Raw genomic sequence first — 16,442 nt, 5'->3', positions numbered from 1 at the left:
GGAATCGTGCGGGCCGCCACGCAGGGTAGCCAGCGAAGGAGATTTCACATGCGCACCCACGCCCAGGCCGTCGTCATCGGAGGCGGCGTTATCGGATGTTCCATCCTATATCACCTGACCAAGGCCGGCTGGACCGACGTGGTGCTGTTGGAGCGCGACGAGCTGACCTCCGGATCAACATGGCATGCCGCCGCCAACATCCACGGGCTGCATGACAGCACCAATATCAGCCGCATCCAGCACTACACGATGCAGCTTTACAAGGATCTGGAGGCCGAGACCGGGCAGGGCTGTGGCGTGTTCCAACCCGGCTCGCTCTACCTCGCCCAGACCGAGGCGCGGGAACATCAGCTGCGCTTGCAGGCCGCCAAGGCCAGCTATTACGGCATGAATTTCCACGAGGTCAGCCGCGACGAGGCCGAGCGTCTGCACCCGCTGGTCAATTTCGACGGCATCCGCTGCATCATGTACGAACCCGATGGGGGCAATGTGGATCCCTCCGGCGTGACCAATGCCTATGCGGTCGGGGCACGTCAGAACGGGGCGGAAATCCACCGCTTCACCCCGGTCACGGCCACGGTTCAGCAACCCGATGGCACTTGGATCGTCGAAACGCCCAAAGGCAATATCCAGACCGACTGGGTGGTGAATGCCGCCGGTCTCTGGGGGCGCGAAGTCGCCGCGCTGGCCGGGATCGACCTGCCGCTCCAGCCGACCGAGCACCAGTATTTCGTCACCGAGACCATCGCCGAGATCGACGCGATGGACCGGCGCTTGCCGTCGGTGGCGGATCGTGACGGAGAATACTACCTGCGGCAAGAGGGCAAGGGCCTGCTGATCGGCGCCTATGAACGCGACATGCGGTTCTGGGCCGAAGAGGGCACGCCGCTGGACTTCGCCCATGACCTGTTCCCCGATGACCTGGAGCGGATCGAGGACAACATGATGCGGGCCATCGACCGGGTGCCGGTCGTGGGCGAGGCCGGGATCAAGCGGGTCATCAACGGCCCGATGATCTGGTCGCCGGATTCCAACGTGCTGTTTGGCCCGCACCCGGACCTGAAGAACTATTTCTGCTGCAACGGCATCATTCCCGGATTCAGCCAGTCCGGCGGCATGGGCCTGATGGCGGCCGACTGGATCACCACCGGCGAAAGCCGCTACGACATGTTCGCCTGGGACGTGGCACGCTTTGGGAAATGGGCGGACAAGGCCTTTACCAAGGCGCGCGTGCAGGACCAGTATGCCCACCGTTTCGCCATCCATTTCCCCGGTGAGGAACGCGCGGCGGGCCGTCCCGTGCGGGTGCGGCCGGTCTACGAGATGCAGAAAGAGATGGGCGCTGTCTTTGGCCTGAACTATGGCTGGGAGCACCCCGCCTATTTCGATGCCGACACGCCCGACAGCGCCGGATTCACCCGGCAGCCCTGGTTCGACAGCGTTGGGCGCGAGGCGAAGATGCTGCGCGAAAGCACTGGCGTTATTGATATTTCCAACTTCGCGAAATATCGGGTGAAGGGACCCGGAGCGGCAGAGTGGCTGAACGCGGTGTTCGCCAATAACATGCCCAAAGCGGTGGGTCGGTCCTGTCTGACGCCGCTGATCGGGGTGCGCGGTGGCATTGCCGGGGATTTCACGGTCACTCGCATGGGGGACGAGGAATTCTGGGTCATCGGCTCGGGCATGGCCGAGCGCTACCATCAGCGCTTCTGGGCCATGGTGCCCCTGCCGGAGGGCACGACCTTCGAGGTAATGACGGAGGCCTATTGCGGCTTCAACATCGCTGGACCTTCGTCGCGCAAGGCTCTGCAAACGCTGACGAATAATTCTCTCTCGACCGAGGACATGCCGTTCATGCGTTCGGCCTGGCTGGACGTGGCCGGGGTGCGATGCCTTGCCCTGCGGGTCTCCTTCACCGGCGATCTGGGCTGGGAATTGCACTGTGCCACCGAGGATCAGCCCCGGCTCTACCGGGCACTTCTCGACGCTGCAAAGGCCGAAGGCGGCGGGCCCGTGGGCAGCCGGGCGCTCATGTCGCTGCGGGTGGAAAAGGGCTATGGCAGCTGGGGCCGCGAATACAGCCCGGAATACTGGCCGCAAGAGGTGGGCCTTGATCGTCTGGTCAAGACGGAAAAGGATTTCCTGAACAAGAGCGCATATTTGCAGGTCAAGGATAATGTACCACGCGAAGAGTTGATGCTGGTCCATGTGCAAGAGGTCGATACGGCGGATGCCACGGGCGGCGAACCGATCTTCCTGCCGGACGGCACCCCGGTCGGGCGGGTCACCAGCGGCACCTACGGCTATTCGGTCGGGATGTCCCTGGCGCTTGGCTACCTCAAGGGGGTGGCCCCCGGGCAGGAGGTGGACGTCATGATACTGGGCCGCCCCCATCGCGGTGTCGTTCTGGCCGAGCCGCCCTTCGACGCAGAGGGCGCGCGCCTGAGGGCCTAGGTTGCGGCAAATGTCATGGCTGTTAGGGTGGTCTCTTCAGGATTTGAGGAAGGCATAGCCATGAAAAGACTCTTTGCCGCCACAGCAATCGCTGCGCTGCCGGTGGTCGCGCAGGCTCAAGAGGTGATCGGTACCGCCACCGGCACCATCGACGGGGAAGAACACACCTGGTTTCTGACCGCACAGGACGGCCAGTCGCAATCGGATTTCAGTGAGATGGGGTCGATTGTCGATGTCTCGATCCTGGCCCATGCGTCGCCGGATACGATCATGTCGACCAAGGACGGGCTGATGCTGAGCTGGAGTGTGTTCGACATGGCGAACCCCGCGCCACAAGGGGTCGAGCTGCGTTATATGGCCGGCGACAGCTTCATGCAGGCCTATACCGCGCCAGAGGATGCGCCCGTTACGCTGGACCTTTCGACTTTTACCAAGGTCGAGGACGGCCTGCATGTCGCAGGGATGGTCACGGGCAGCCTGGGCTGGTCCGAAGGGATCGGGTCCAGCCCGGACATGGCCGACAGCCACGAGGTGGCGATCAGCTTCGATGCGGTTGTGCCCGCCCTCGACTAGGGGAGCCGCCTCAAGGAATGATGCGCGTGTACTTGGTGCCTTCCAGCGTCGCGCCAACGCGCAACCCCGCCTGGGCAAAGACCACCGCTATGACCGGGGCCAGCGAGGTTGTCGTCTCTGCGCGCAGGTTCTGACCGTTGTCATTGAGGGCGTATTCGGCATCCGCGCCAAGCGCCCAGCCGGGCGACGTGCGGAAATCCATCAACGCATCGTCGGTCATGAAGAACAGGACGTGGGAATACTGTTGCGCGCCCAATTGCAGGCCGGCGCTGCCCGCGGCGATCGCGTAATAATCCACCGTGCTGTCACCGATCCGCAGGGCGCCACGCCCGTACGAGCCACCAAGGCCGAACCCGGCCTCGGTCACCAAGGGCATGACCAGCATGCCCGAGGCCTTGTTCGCCAGATCCCGTGTGCCGGGATAGCGGTTATACATGTAGTTCAGCGTGGTGTTCACGCGGGAATCGATCCGGTCCGCGCCGCGCGACCCGATCCCATTGCCGCAAGCGGCGACGGTCGTGGTTGCCAAAGCGCCTAGTGCGAAACCGCGTCGGGAAAGAATGCTCATGTTTTTCGCCTCGTGCCTGATGGGCGGTATCCGCCTCGTTTTCGAATGCAGTATAGGCCGGCGGGGCCGCTCTGTCAGCACAAAGATGGCGTTGGGCAGGTTTCAGCCGCCGAGAGCCCGCGCCGCCTGCGGGGCGAAATAGGTCAGGATGCCGTCGCAGCCCGCGCGCTTGAAGCAGGTCAGGCTTTCCAGCATGGTCGCTTCGCCATCCAGCCATCCGTTCTGGGCCGCGGCCTGCAGCATCGCGTATTCCCCCGAGACCTGGTAGGCGAAAGTCGGCACGCCGAACTGGTCCTTCACCCGGCGGCAGATGTCCAGATAGGGCATGCCCGGCTTGACCATGACCATGTCGGCCCCTTCGGACAGGTCACGGGCGACAAGGCGCAACGCCTCGTCTGAATTGGCGGGGTCCATCTGGTAGGTCTTCTTGTCGCCCTTGAGCGCGCCCGAGGCCCCGACCGCGTCACGGAAGGGCCCGTAGAACCCGCTGGCATATTTCGCGGTATAGGACAGGATGGTGACGTTGCGGCGGCCCTCGGCCTCCAGCGCGGTGCGGATCGCACCGATGCGCCCGTCCATCATATCCGAGGGGCCCAGGATATCGGCCCCGGCTTCCGCCTGAACCAATGCCATCTTGACCAGCGCCTCGACCGTTTCGTCGTTCACCACGTCGCCGTCACGGACATAGCCGTCCTGGCCGTTGATGTTGTAGGGGTCGAGCGCGATATCGGTCATCACCGCCAAACCCGGCGCCGCGTCCTTGATCGCGCGGATCGCCTGATTGGCGATATTGTCGGGCGACCAGGCGACGGCGCAATCCTCGGTCCGGTCCTCCAGCGCGGTATAGGGAAAGATGCAGATCGCCGGGATGCCCAGCGCCTCCGCCTCTTTCGCGGCCAGCGCCACCCTGTCCACCGTGCGGCGGAAGACACCAGGCATCGAGGGCACGGGCTCTTCCGCGTCGCGCCCCTCCATCACGAAGACCGGCCAGATGAAATCGCTGGGCGAGAGGCTGGTTTCGCGCACCATGGCACGCAAGGCGGGTGTGGCACGCAAGCGGCGCAGCCGGGCGGCGGGGAAGGGGGGCACGGTCGGTGTCATTTTCTTGGCCTTTCAGTCACACCTTCGTGGTGGCACTAATCTTTGCAAGTCTCAAGTCTGGGCATTGTCGCGGCCCGGCGCTAGGTAGGGGCGAAGAAACAGCAGGCTGCCCCCCGTGAACTGGACATCCACCCTTTTCGAAGTCATCGACATGCGGTCCTTCTCGAACCTTTGGTTCTGGATCGCGTTGGCCGTGGTGTGGTCCTCGGTCAGCCATTGGGTGCTGGGCGTGCCCTATGACATGATCACCCGCGCGCGCAAAAAGGGCGGCGAGGCGCAGCAGGACCTTGAGGACCTGGTGCGCATCAACGTCAACCGGCTGCTCTATATCGGGCGGGTTTCGGGCCTTGTGCTGCTGGGATTCATGACATTCCTGCTCACGTCCCTGGGACTCATGGCCTTTTGGTATGATGTTGAATTCGCCCAGGCGATCTTCTTCCTGGCGCTGCCGCTTTCCATCGTGGGGGCGCTGAGCCTGTCCACAGCGCGCCGGATCGAAGCCGAGGAACCTCGGGGCGAGGCCCTGCACAAGCGCCTTATGCGTCACCGGGTCATCACCCAGTTCATCGGCATGATCTCGATCTTCGTGACGGCCATGTATGGCATGTATCAGAACCTTCTGGTCAGTCCCGGTTTCTGAATTGACACCGCCCACGGGCAGGTTAGGTGACGCGCTCCATGACCGCATCCGATCATATCACCGTCAGTGGCGCGCCCGAGGGCCATGACGCCCGGCTGATCCTGGCCGAGGTGGCGCGGCGTGACGGGCCGGTGGTGCACGTGGCCCGCGACGACAAGCGGCTGGAGGCGATGCGCGCCGCGCTGGCCTTTTTCGACCCGGCCATGCCGGTGCTGCATTTCCCCGGATGGGACTGCCTGCCTTACGATCGCGTATCGCCCAATGCCGATATCTCGGCCGCGCGCATGGCCACACTGGCGGCGCTGGTCCACGGGGCGCCAAAGCGCTTCGTGTTGTTGACCACGCTCAATTCCGCGACCCAGCGCGTGCCGGCCCGCGAGGTGCTGCAAGAGGCCGCCTTCAAGGCCCGCGTGGGCGACCGCATCGACGAGGATGGCTTGCGCGCCTTCCTTGTGCGGATGGGCTTTACCCAGGCGCCCACGGTCACCGAGCCGGGCGATTATGCCATTCGCGGCGGCATCATCGACATCTTTCCGCCGGGCCATGGCGGCCCGGTGCGGCTGGACCTGTTCGGCGACGTGCTCGATGGCGCGCGGCGGTTCGATCCTGCCACGCAGCGCACCACGGAAAAGCTCGACATGGTCGAACTGGCACCGGTCTCGGAAGTCATTCTCGATGAGGCCGCGATCACCCGGTTCCGCCAGAACTACCGGCTGGAATTCGGCGCGGCGGGCAGCGATGACCCGCTTTACGAAGCGGTCAGCGCCGGCCGCAAGCATCAGGGCGTGGAGCATTGGCTGGCGTTCTTCCATGCGCGGCTGGAAACGCTGTTCGACTATTTGCCAAATGCAACCGTCACGCTGGACGATCACAATGCCGCCCAGCGTCAGGCCCGTTGGGAAAGTATCGAGGACCAATACGATGCGCGGCGGGAAGCGATGGCGGCCAAGGGGCGTGTGGACAGTGTCTACAAGCCCGCCCCGCCGGACACGCTCTACCTTGACCCTGTCGCCTGGGAGGCGGCAACCGGGACGATGCGCGTTCTGCAGTTCTCGGCCCTGCCACAGGCGACCGGACCGGGTGTGATCGACGCGGGCGGGCGTGTCGGGCGCAATTTCTCGCCTGAACGGCAACAGGAAAGCATAAGTCTTTTCGGTGCGTTGGCGGATCATATTCGTGCAAAGCTTGAGGACGGTCCCGTCGTCATCGCCTCGTATTCCGATGGTGCGAGGGAACGCCTGACGGGGCTGATCGAGGACGAGAACCTCGCCGAAGCGATCCCGGTCAGCGACTTCACCCGCGTCGGCAAGCGCGGGCTGCACCTGGCCGTCTGGGCGCTGGAACACGGGTTCGAGGCGCCGCAGGACGATGCCCGCCTGACGGTCATTTCCGAACAGGACGTGCTGGGCGACCGCCTGATCCGCCAGACCAAGCGCAAGCGCCGGGCCGAGAACTTCCTGACCGAAACGCAGGCGCTGACCCCCGGCGATCTTGTCGTGCATGTCGATCACGGGATCGGCCGCTATCACGGGCTGGAGGTCGTTACGGCCGCGGGGGCGGCCCATGAATGCCTGCTGTTGGAATATGCGGAAAAGGCCAAGCTCTACCTGCCGGTCGAGAATATCGAGCTGCTGTCGAAATACGGCCACGAGGAGGGCTTGCTGGACAAGCTTGGCGGCGGCGCGTGGCAGGCCAAGAAGGCCCGCCTAAAGGAGCGCATCCGCGAGATGGCCGAACGCCTGATCCGGGTCGCGGCCGAGCGCGAGCTGCGCACCGCCCCGGCCATGACGCCGCCCGACGGGTTGTGGGACCAGTTCCTGTCGCGCTTCCCCTACCAGGAGACCGAGGACCAGCTACAGGCCATCGAGGACGTGCTGGAGGACATGGAGGCCGGCCGCCCGATGGACCGCCTGATTTGCGGCGATGTCGGTTTCGGCAAGACCGAGGTGGCGATCCGCGCCGCCTTCATCGCGGCGATGTCCGGTGTACAGGTGGCGGTGATCGCGCCAACGACCCTGCTGGCTCGCCAGCATTACAAGAGTTTCGCCGAACGGTTCCGAGGCTTTCCCGTCAATGTCCGGCCCTTGTCCCGCTTCGTCGGCGCCAAGGAGGCCGCCGCGACCCGCGATGCCATGGCCAAGGGCACGGCCGATATCGTGGTGGGCACCCATGCGCTGCTGGCCAAGGGGGTGCGGTTCCAGAATCTCGGCCTGCTGATCATCGACGAGGAACAGCATTTCGGCGTGCAGCACAAGGAGCGGCTCAAGCAGATGCGCTCGGACGTGCATGTTCTGACCCTGACGGCCACGCCGATCCCGCGCACCCTGCAACTGTCGCTTTCGGGGGTGCGCGAGCTGTCGGTGATCGGCACGCCGCCCGTGGACCGGCTGGCGATCCGCACCTATGTCAGCGAATTCGACACGGTGACGCTGCGCGAGGCGCTCTTGCGCGAACATTACCGCGGCGGGCAGAGCTTCTTCGTGGTGCCGCGCATTTCCGACCTGACCGAGATCGAGGCCTTCCTGCGCGACGAGGTGCCGGAGGTGACGTTCGTGACCGCCCATGGCCAAATGGCGGCGGGCGAGCTGGATGACCGGATGAACGCGTTCTATGACGGCAAGTATGACGTATTGCTGGCCACAACCATCGTGGAGTCGGGGCTGGATATTCCCACCGCCAACACGATGATCGTGCATCGCGCGGATATGTTCGGCCTCAGCCAGCTCTACCAGATCCGTGGCCGGGTCGGGCGCTCCAAGACCCGCGCCTATGCCTATCTGACCTACCGCCCGCGTCAGCGCCTGACCCCCCAGGCCGAGAAGCGTCTGCGCGTTCTGGGCGCGATCGACACGTTGGGCGCGGGGTTCGCGCTGGCCAGCCAGGACCTCGACATTCGCGGCGCCGGCAACCTTCTGGGCGAGGAACAATCGGGCCAGATGCGGGAAGTGGGTTACGAGCTTTACCAGTCGATGCTGGAAGAGCAGATCGCCAAGATCAAGGCGGGCGAGGCGACGCTGGTCGAGGATGGCCAATGGGCGCCGCAGATCAACCTCGGCGTGCCGGTGCTGATCCCCGAGGATTACGTGCCCGATCTGGATGTGCGCCTTGGCCTCTATCGCCGCCTGTCGGGGCTGCAAACCAAGGTCGAGCTTGAGGGCTTCGCGGCCGAGCTGATCGACCGTTTCGGGCCGCTTCCGAAAGAGGTCAACACGCTGATGCTGGTGGTTCGGATCAAGGCCATGTGCAAACGCGCCGGGATCAGCCATCTTGATGGCGGACCCAAGGGCGCGACGATCCGGTTCCACAATGACAAGTTCGCCTCACCGCAAGGGCTGGTGGAATTCATCAAGGATCAGCGGGGGCTGGCCAAGGTCAAGGACAACAAGATCGTCGTGCGACGCGACTGGGCCAAGGACAGCGACAAGATCAAGGGCGCCTTCGCCATCGCGCAGGATCTGGCAAAGAAAGTCAAAGCGGCACAGGCCGGCGAGGCGGACGGCAATACCTGAATCGCCGTCACGCCGCTCCGTCCGTGTCGCGCCGGATCATCGTTGTCAGCCACAGCGCCAGTGACGCGCAGATGCAGATCGCGATTGCCAGCGGCAGGGGCGTGCCGTCAAAGGCCAGCCCGACCGGCACCGCGATGATCACGGCACCCACCGTTCCGACCGAGGCCATGATCGAGGCGGCCATCCCCGCGATATGGCCCATCGGCTCCATGCCAAGCGCGTTGAGGTTACCAAGCGTCAGCCCGGCCTGGAAGAAGACCGAGACATTCCAGAGCGCGTAGACATAGAGCTCGCCCGCGCCGAATACCCCGGACCAGACCGCCAGCACCATCAGCGCCGACAGGCCGATCTGCACGGTGAACATGGCCTTGATGATCGCGCGCATGCCCAGGCGCACCACGAGATGCGCGTTGATCACCGAGGCCGAGGCCGCCAGCACCGCGATGCCGCCGAACCAGAGGTGGAAACTGTCGCCCTGGCCATAGGTCAGGTCAAAGATCTGCTGTGTCGAGCTGAGCGTGGCGAAGAGCATCCCGAAGGCCAGCGTCTGCACGGCGATGGAGAGGCGAACGGTAGGGTGCGCGGCCATTTCCTTGAGTGCCGCCCATAGGGTCGCGAATTGCAGGGGGCGGCGGTTCTCGGGCGCCAGGGTTTCCGGCTGCCGGAGGCCCAGCCAGGTGATCGAGATCAGCGAAAAGACGATCAGCGCCAGGAAAACGCTGCGCCAACCGGACAGCTCGATGATGACCTTGCCAAGGGACGGCGCCAGAGCCGGTATGACCGAGAAGATCATCATCGAGAACGAGACGATCCGGGCCATGTGGCGGCCAGAGTAAAGATCCCGCACCAGCGCCAGCGCCACAACGCGCGGCGCGGCGGCAGCCAACCCCTGCACAAGCCGTGCGGTCAGCAGCGCCTCGAGCGTCGGGGCGAGGTAGGCGGCGAAGGCGGCAAGGCAATAGAGAACCGATCCCCCGATCACCACCGGCTTGCGTCCGAACCGGTCCGACAGCGGCCCGGTGAAAAGCGTGCCCAGACCCATGCCCAGAACGAAGCTTGTGACCACGAGTTGCGCAAGGTTCGGGGCCTCGGGCGACAGGTCCGCGCCGATCTGCGGAAGGGCGGGCAGCATCGCATCGATGGAAAAGGCGATCGAAGCCATGAGCATCGCCGTCAGCGCGATGAATTCGGGCGTTGCAAGTCGCTTGGGGCCAACGGACCCGGCGGTGCTGTCTGTCATGCGTCGGGGCCTTTTTCCTCCACCGCTTCGAGGCGTTTCTCGGCTTCGGCGGCCTTGCGGCGGGCCTCGCGCAGTTCGGCGCGCGCACGCAGCCGGCTTTCGACGGTGACGCGGCTGAATTGCTGGATCGCGGCTGCAAAGACGCCGAGGCCGGCAAAGATGAACAGCGTGGTCGCCAGCTTGCCGATCACGGTCTGCGGCACGAGGCTGCCATAACCCACGGTGGAGAGGGTCACGACCGTGAAGAAGAAACTGTCGATCCAGGACCAGCCCTCGACCAGATGATAGAAAACCGTGCCGCTGCCGATCAGGACAGCCAGCAGGCCGAACAGGATGAAAACGGCTTCGTTGCGCATCAGCTTTCCTTCTCCAGCTTTTCCATGATCTCGCCCATAACCTCGACCCACAGCGCGGTGGGTTGGGCGCCGGGCACCGCGTGCTGCCCCGCGACGATGAAGGTCGGGACCGACTGGATCCCCATCTTGCGCGCCTCGGCATCGCGGGTGCGGATCTCCTCGGCATCGGCATCCGAGGCCAGAAGCCGCGCAACCATGGGCGCATCCATCTCGACACTGTCAGCGATGTCGCACAGCACATCAGGGTCGCTGATGTCGCGACCATCCCTGAAATAGGCCTCGAAGAGCCGCTGCACGACAAAGACCTGCCGCTGCTCGATCCCGGCCCAATGGATCAGGCGGTGCGCGTCCAGGGTGTTGGGGGTGCGGGTGATCGCTTCGAAATCGATCTCCAGCCCGGCCTGTTCGGCATGTTCCTGCACGGGCAGATGGGCTTGTACCGCCCCCTCGCGCCCGCCGAACTTGGCGTCCATGTAGGCGCGGCGGTCCATTCCCTCGGGCGGCATATCCGGGTTCAGCTGGAACGGGTGGTATTCGATCGTGAACGGGTGGTCGCCGACCTGTTCGAGCGCGCGGTCCAGGTTGGTCTTGCCGATATAGCACCAGGGGCAGATCGGGTCGGAAAAGATATCAAGCTTGACCATCTGTGGCCTCCCACTCTTCCCGCAGGGCGCGGCGCAAGAGCTTGTTGTTGGCGCCCCGGGGCAGGGACGCGCGGTGAATGAAGATACGAGGGGTCTTGTAGCGGGCCAGGCGTTCCGAGGCAAAAGCGGCGAGGTCGGCCTCGGGCAGGGTAGCCGGGCCGGTGTAAAAGGCGGCGATGACGGTAGCGTCTGTCTTTACAGTCACTTCTACGGCGGCGGCTTCGTCGATGCCGGGATGATTGGCAAGAGCGGTCTCGACCTCGATGGGGGACACCCGATAGCCCCCGGCATTCATCATGTCATCGTCGCGGCCTTCGTAGCGGATCGCGCCCTGCGCCGTGCGGCTGCCGATATCGCCGGTCAGGAACCATTCGCCCGAATAGCGCGCGACGGTGTCTTCGGGGTGGCCCAGATAGCCCAGCATCAGGCCGGGATCGTCGCGGTGGATCGCAATGGTGCCGTGATCGGTCTCGGCCCCGTCCGCGTCGATCAGGGCGATACGGCGGCCCGGCTGGGCAAAGCCGAGCGTGCCGGGTGGGGCCGGGTTGCCGGGCGCCCCCGAGATGAAGGTGGAGCATTCAGACAGGCCGAATGCTTCGTGAATTTGCGTGCCGGTGGCGTCCTGCCAGGCGGCGCGGATCGCCTCGGGCAGTTTTTCGCCCGCCGACAGGCCGTGGCGCAGTTTCGGCATCGGCGCGAACGGGGCGCGGAGGATCTGGCGGTAGACGCCCGGCGCGGCGGCGAACATGGTCGCGTCGTGCCGCTTGAGCAGAAGGGGCAGGGCGGAGCTATCTGTGCCGGGGGCCGGAACGAGGGCCGTTGCGCCAATTGTCCAAGGGTCCAGTAGCCCGGTGCCCAGCGTGTAGGTCCAGTTGAAGGCGCCGGCATGCAGCACCCGGTCCTCGGCGGTCAGCCCATACCAGCCGTCCACCATATGCCGCCGGGCCAGGATGGCGCGGTGGGCGTGAACGACGCCGCGCGGGCGGCCTGCGGTGCCGGATGTATAGATGATGTAGCCGGGCCGCTCCGGATCGCCCATGACGAATTCAGCCGGGGGCAGGTCATGCCACGCGGTCAGTAGCGTGGCGGGGATCACAGGCGCGGGATGGTCGGGCAGGGCGATGCCGTCGCCCGCGATCACCGCCGCCGGCGCCAGCGTGGGGCAAAGCGCCGTGACCTCGGGGCCGGTCAACTGCGGCGAGGTCGGCACCGGGACCAGGTCCACCGCAAGGCAGGCCAGGAAAGCGACCGGAAAGTCCGGCGTGTTGCCCAGCCGCAGCAAGACCCGGTCGCCCGGCTCCAGCCCGCTTCGCAACAGGCCCGTGGCCACGCCGCGCACCGCGCTCTCCAGCTTGGCATAGGACCAGCGGTTGGCCCGCGCAGGCCCCAGAACCGCCAGGGCCACCTTGTCGGGGCGACCCGGGGCTGCGGCCAGCACATGGGCGGCCATGTTGAAGGGGGCGGGGGCGGTCATGCTGCTGCGCTATCCGCCCTGCGGTCCGGTTGCAAGCCGCCGGCGGCCTGCCTATAGGACTGGCCATGGCCAGACAGGATCCCAAAAGCCTCATCAGCATCGCCCGTGAAACCGGCGAGACAGAGTTCGCGAAGCCCGTGGATCTCGGCGCGCGCGTGCGGGACCTGCGCAAGGCCCAGGGCTGGACCCTGGAACGCGCGGCGCGACAGGCGGGCATGGCGCGGTCCACCCTCTCGAAGATCGAGAATGGACAGATGTCGCCGACATATGATGCGCTCAAGAAGCTGGCCGTGGGGCTTGAGATTTCCGTGCCGCAGCTTTTCACCCCGCCCGAGGATGACCGCGTCACCGGCCGTCTTGCGGTGACCCGCACCGGCGAGGCCACCAGCCACCCGACGGCGACCTATGAACACGACATGCTCGCCGAGGCGCTGACCCGCAAGAAGATGCTGCCCTATCGCGCCCGGGTCCGCGCCCGCGATATGGAAGAGTTCGACGGCTGGGTGCGCCATGACGGCGAAGAATTCCTCTATGTTCTGACCGGGGTTATCCGGCTTTACACGGAGTTCTACGAACCGGTGGACATGCGCCGCGGCGACAGCGCCTATTACGATGCCACGATGGGCCACAACGTCATTTCGCTCAGCCCGGAGGACGCGACGATCCTTTGGGTCACGTCACTGGTCTGAACCGATCCGGTTCCGGGTCGCAAAACGCAAAAGACCGCGGGGCGCCCGAAGAACACGGACGCCCCTTGATGGTTAGCCCTGCTCTTCCCACCACCAGACATCGGGCTGCCAACCGGGCCAGTCGCCGAAAATCGGCATCGTGTCCGGGTAATGCAGCCGCTTGTCATGGGCGATCCGGCTGATGTTCCACTGGTAGATCGGGATCGCGTAGCGGCCCGAGGTCAGCAGCCGGTCCAGCGCACGGGTGGCGGCGCGGAAATCATCCTGGCTCTGGGATGTCAGAAGCCGGTCGATCATCGCGTCCACGGCCTCGGATTTCACGCCCATCAGGTTGCGCCCGCCCGGCGTGTCGGCATTTTCCGATCCCCAGTAGAGGTATTGCTCATTACCGGGCGACAGCGACAGGCCGCGCCGGAAATAGGTCATGTCGAATTCATAGGCGTCGGTCCGTTCGCGGTATTGCGCACTGTCCACAAGGGTCACGGTGGGCGTGATGCCCAGCCGGGCCAGCGACTGGACGAACATGTCGATGATGGTCTGGTTCTCGGTGCTGTTGTTTTCCAGCACGATCTCGAAGGTGAAGGGATCCCCGTCGGCATTTGCCATGATACCGTCCTGAACGGTCCAGCCGGCCTGTTCCATCAGGTCCAGTGCGGCGCGGATGCCGTCGCGGTTGCGTTCTGTTCCGTCCGAGACGGGCAGGGCATAGCCCTCGAGCGCGGCTGCCGGAATCTGGTCGGCGAACGGTTCGAGAAACTCGCGCACCCGGCCGGTCGCCGGTCCGTCTTGCATCGCAAGGGGCGAATTGGAGAAGTAGGAGGTGATGCGCGGTTGCACCCCGCCGGTCAGCGCATCGTTGATGAATTCGAAGTTGAACGCGTGCAGCATGGCGTCGCGCACGCGGATATCCTCGAATTGGGGGCTGCGCGTGTTCATCACGAAACCGGTCATGCCCGAGGGGCGGGCATGGGGCAGGATGTTGCGCACCACGTCGCCCGATTGCACGGCGGCGAAATCGTATTGGCTGTCCCATTTGGCGACGTTGAATTCGCGGTTGAAATTGACCTCGCCGACCTTGAAGGCCTCAAAGGCGGCGGTGGCGTCGCCGAAATACTCGATCCGCACGGTGTCGAGGTTGTGCGTGCCGTTGCGGAAGGGCACGACCCCATCGCCCCAATAATCGGGGTTGCGGGTGAATTCGACAAAGCGCGCCTGTTCGTAATCAGTGATCATGTAGGGCGACGAGGTGATCGGGATATGCTCGAACCCGTCGGTCTCGGCGAAATCCACGCCCTCGTATTGCGCCTTTTGCAGGATCGGGCGCATGCCGGCCAGCAGGGCCAGTTCGCGATCCTCGGTGTTGAAGGTGAAACGCACCGAACGAGGACCGGTCTGTTCCATGCTATCGACCTTGGACCAGAACCCGGCATATCGGCCGTGGCCCTCGGTGCCGAGTGTCTCGTAGGACCACATCACGTCCTCGACGGTCACGGGGCTGCCATCCGAGAATTCCGCCTCGGGGCGGAGGGTGAATTCGACCCACTCGCGATTCGGGCCGGTCTCGACCGATTCGGCCAGAAGCCCGTAAAGCGAGAAGGGTTCATCCAGCGACCGGGCCATCAGCGTCTCGCCGGTCAGGAACCGGACCTGCCAGGGCACCGAGCCTTTCTGGACGAAAGGATTGAGACTGTCGAAGCTGCCGGTGTTGGCCGTGACGAGCTGTCCGCCCCGCGGCGCATCCGGGTTGGCATAGGGCAGGTGATCAAAATCTGGGGGGAGGTCGGGGTCGCCATACATAGCTATGCCATGCTTGGGTTCGGCGAGGGCCGTGGATGCCCCCACGGTCAGAGCGGCGACAAGTGCGCTCCGGCCCAGAATTGCGAAAAACTGTGGTTTCATTTCGTGAACAATCCCTTTGCTCCCTTTATGTATTGCGGATCAGCGTAAGGGGGTGTTCCTGCCTTTTCAAACTTTTAGCTTGGATCGCGGCGGTGGATTGCTTATAAAGAGGGCACTGCTCGATAGGTTTCTTGCCTGTATGAAACCTGCCTCAATAACTTAACGCCGGCTTCGTGCCGGCGTTTTTTTCTTTCTGACATGGTCGTAAGGCGGGGTGCCGGATCAGACGTGGCGCATCTCGCCCGATTCTTCGGGGTAGTCCCGCGGGACGTGATAGAGCCGCTCTCGCCACCACAGGCTCATCACCCATTTCACGCCACCCGTCACGCTGGTTCCGGCGTGCAGACTGTGCGGGTGAGGAGTGTTGGTGCCAGGGATAGTGTTGGAAAACAGCAGAACCCGGCCAAGGCGCGGGCGCACCGAGATTCGGAGCTTCGGAAAGACGGTCTCGCCGCCGCCGTCGGGTTCGTTGAGGTAGCACAGTGTGGTGAAGAGGCGTTGCCCCCCAGCCTGCAACGCCTCGATACTACCGGGCATGATGTTGTCATAGGCGTCAGGATGCAGGTCGAATTTCTGGTCCCCCTCATAACGCAGGACCTTGGCCGGTTCACAGTGCTCAGGTGGAAGGCGAACCACATCGGCGATCCGCTCGCACAATGCCCGAGCCTCTTGATGTGACCACTGATCTATAATCGATTGAGTGTTTGTACGATTCTTGTGCTCGGTCCGACCAAAGGCCGTCATCACCGCGGCACGGCTTTGGCCCTCGCGTCCGGCCTCGATCAATGCGCTTGCCGTCGCCTCGTCGAATAGATCGTCAAAAACGCAAACCAAAGGATTGGCGCAGAGAAACTGTGCCATGTTCATCCGACCCTGCGATGGTGGTCCCCTGCTAAGCGCAGAGGACGGACCGGTTACATTAGGCCTCGGGGACGAATTGCTCGCCGCCGTTGGTGCTGCTGCTGGCCGCTGCGGCGATCAGGGCGATCAGGATCAGCGGGATCAGCAGGTTGGAGCTGGAGCCGCCGGTTTCCTCGACGATCTCGACCGGTTCCATCTCGATGGCCGGGGCCAGGCCACCGGCGGCGGCGGAGGTGGCGGTCATCGTGGCGGTCACAGCGGCAATCGCGGCGGGTTTTGCGTATTTCATGGTATCCCCAAATATCTAGGGGATGTCCCGACGGATGTTGAAACTTTGAAAAAGGGTGGCGTTGCTTCCCCTGAGCCGTAGGCTCGGGGTGATCAAACCAAAAAGGAAGCAACACCATGAAGACGACTACCACATCCTCCAGTGC

At 64.4% G+C, this 16,442-nt stretch carries 14 protein-coding genes; 5 read left to right on the top strand and 9 right to left on the bottom strand.

Annotated elements, in window-relative coordinates:
* The first annotated feature begins 48 nt into the window (after positions 1–48).
* Together DFK10_RS01960 and DFK10_RS01955 are read left to right on the top strand one after the other, a co-directional pair.
* A complete protein-coding gene (locus DFK10_RS01960; RefSeq protein WP_109386067.1) occupies positions 49–2,454 on the top strand; it encodes a GcvT family protein in 2,406 nt (801 codons plus the stop codon).
* Between the two features lie 60 nt (positions 2,455–2,514).
* Entirely contained in the window at positions 2,515–3,027 is a 513-nt protein-coding gene (locus tag DFK10_RS01955) for a hypothetical protein (protein WP_109386065.1), read from the top strand.
* 10 nt (positions 3,028–3,037) lie between these two features.
* On the opposite strand, the gene DFK10_RS01950 is transcribed toward DFK10_RS01955, so the two are convergent.
* Positions 3,038–3,595, bottom strand: a complete 558-nt coding sequence (locus DFK10_RS01950) for a lipid-binding SYLF domain-containing protein (RefSeq protein WP_109386063.1) — start codon at positions 3,593–3,595, stop codon at positions 3,038–3,040.
* Positions 3,596–3,697: 102 nt separating this feature from the next.
* On the bottom strand, positions 3,698–4,696 hold the full coding sequence (gene hemB, locus DFK10_RS01945; RefSeq protein ID WP_109386061.1) for a porphobilinogen synthase: 999 nt from the start codon (positions 4,694–4,696) through the stop codon (positions 3,698–3,700).
* Between the two features lie 115 nt (positions 4,697–4,811).
* Here hemB and DFK10_RS01940 point away from each other — a divergent pair, with 115 nt between their 5' ends.
* Positions 4,812–5,336 (top strand): component of SufBCD complex, encoded by a 525-nt coding sequence (locus tag DFK10_RS01940; RefSeq protein WP_109386059.1) that lies wholly within the window; start codon positions 4,812–4,814, stop codon positions 5,334–5,336.
* A gap of 38 nt (positions 5,337–5,374) precedes the next feature.
* Positions 5,375–8,845 carry a transcription-repair coupling factor gene (gene mfd, locus DFK10_RS01935; RefSeq protein WP_109386057.1) on the top strand — a complete coding sequence of 1,157 codons (3,471 nt, stop codon included), beginning with the start codon at positions 5,375–5,377 and terminating at the stop codon, positions 8,843–8,845.
* A 7-nt stretch (positions 8,846–8,852) separates the two neighbouring features.
* On the opposite strand, the gene DFK10_RS01930 is transcribed toward mfd, so the two are convergent.
* The 4 genes from DFK10_RS01930 to DFK10_RS01915 are packed head-to-tail and all read right to left on the bottom strand — an operon-like array spanning position 8,853 to position 12,559.
* Positions 8,853–10,085, bottom strand: coding sequence for a multidrug effflux MFS transporter (locus DFK10_RS01930; protein WP_109386055.1), 1,233 nt, complete (start codon positions 10,083–10,085; stop codon positions 8,853–8,855).
* The gene (locus DFK10_RS01925) at positions 10,082–10,441 is read right to left on the bottom strand and encodes a potassium channel family protein (RefSeq protein ID WP_109386053.1); all 360 of its coding nucleotides are present in this window, start codon (positions 10,439–10,441) and stop codon (positions 10,082–10,084) included. Before DFK10_RS01925 ends, DFK10_RS01930 begins: the two co-directional genes overlap by 4 nt.
* Positions 10,441–11,085 carry a DsbA family oxidoreductase gene (locus DFK10_RS01920; protein ID WP_109386051.1) on the bottom strand — a complete coding sequence of 215 codons (645 nt, stop codon included), beginning with the start codon at positions 11,083–11,085 and terminating at the stop codon, positions 10,441–10,443. Before DFK10_RS01920 ends, DFK10_RS01925 begins: the two co-directional genes overlap by 1 nt.
* Positions 11,072–12,559 carry a class I adenylate-forming enzyme family protein gene (locus tag DFK10_RS01915; RefSeq protein WP_109386049.1) on the bottom strand — a complete coding sequence of 496 codons (1,488 nt, stop codon included), beginning with the start codon at positions 12,557–12,559 and terminating at the stop codon, positions 11,072–11,074. Before DFK10_RS01915 ends, DFK10_RS01920 begins: the two co-directional genes overlap by 14 nt.
* A 65-nt stretch (positions 12,560–12,624) precedes the next feature.
* Here DFK10_RS01915 and DFK10_RS01910 point away from each other — a divergent pair, with 65 nt between their 5' ends.
* Entirely contained in the window at positions 12,625–13,248 is a 624-nt protein-coding gene (locus DFK10_RS01910; protein ID WP_109386047.1) for a helix-turn-helix domain-containing protein, read from the top strand.
* Positions 13,249–13,320: 72 nt separating this feature from the next.
* Here the strand turns inward: DFK10_RS01910 and DFK10_RS01905 are convergent, their stop codons facing one another.
* From DFK10_RS01905 to DFK10_RS01895, 3 genes are all read right to left on the bottom strand, one after another.
* The gene (locus DFK10_RS01905; protein ID WP_235866739.1) at positions 13,321–15,147 is read right to left on the bottom strand and encodes an extracellular solute-binding protein; all 1,827 of its coding nucleotides are present in this window, start codon (positions 15,145–15,147) and stop codon (positions 13,321–13,323) included.
* Between the two features lie 222 nt (positions 15,148–15,369).
* Positions 15,370–16,008, bottom strand: coding sequence for a prolyl hydroxylase family protein (locus DFK10_RS01900; protein ID WP_217810035.1), 639 nt, complete (start codon positions 16,006–16,008; stop codon positions 15,370–15,372).
* Positions 16,009–16,066: 58 nt separating this feature from the next.
* Positions 16,067–16,297 carry a hypothetical protein gene (locus tag DFK10_RS01895; RefSeq protein ID WP_217810034.1) on the bottom strand — a complete coding sequence of 77 codons (231 nt, stop codon included), beginning with the start codon at positions 16,295–16,297 and terminating at the stop codon, positions 16,067–16,069.
* Positions 16,298–16,442 lie beyond the last annotated feature (145 nt).

Source organism: Salibaculum griseiflavum, assembly GCF_003129565.1.
Classification (GTDB): Bacteria; Pseudomonadota; Alphaproteobacteria; order Rhodobacterales; family Rhodobacteraceae; genus Salibaculum; species Salibaculum griseiflavum.
The sequence above is the reverse complement of the archived record's forward strand: the minus strand, read 5'-3'. Positions and strand labels throughout refer to the sequence as shown.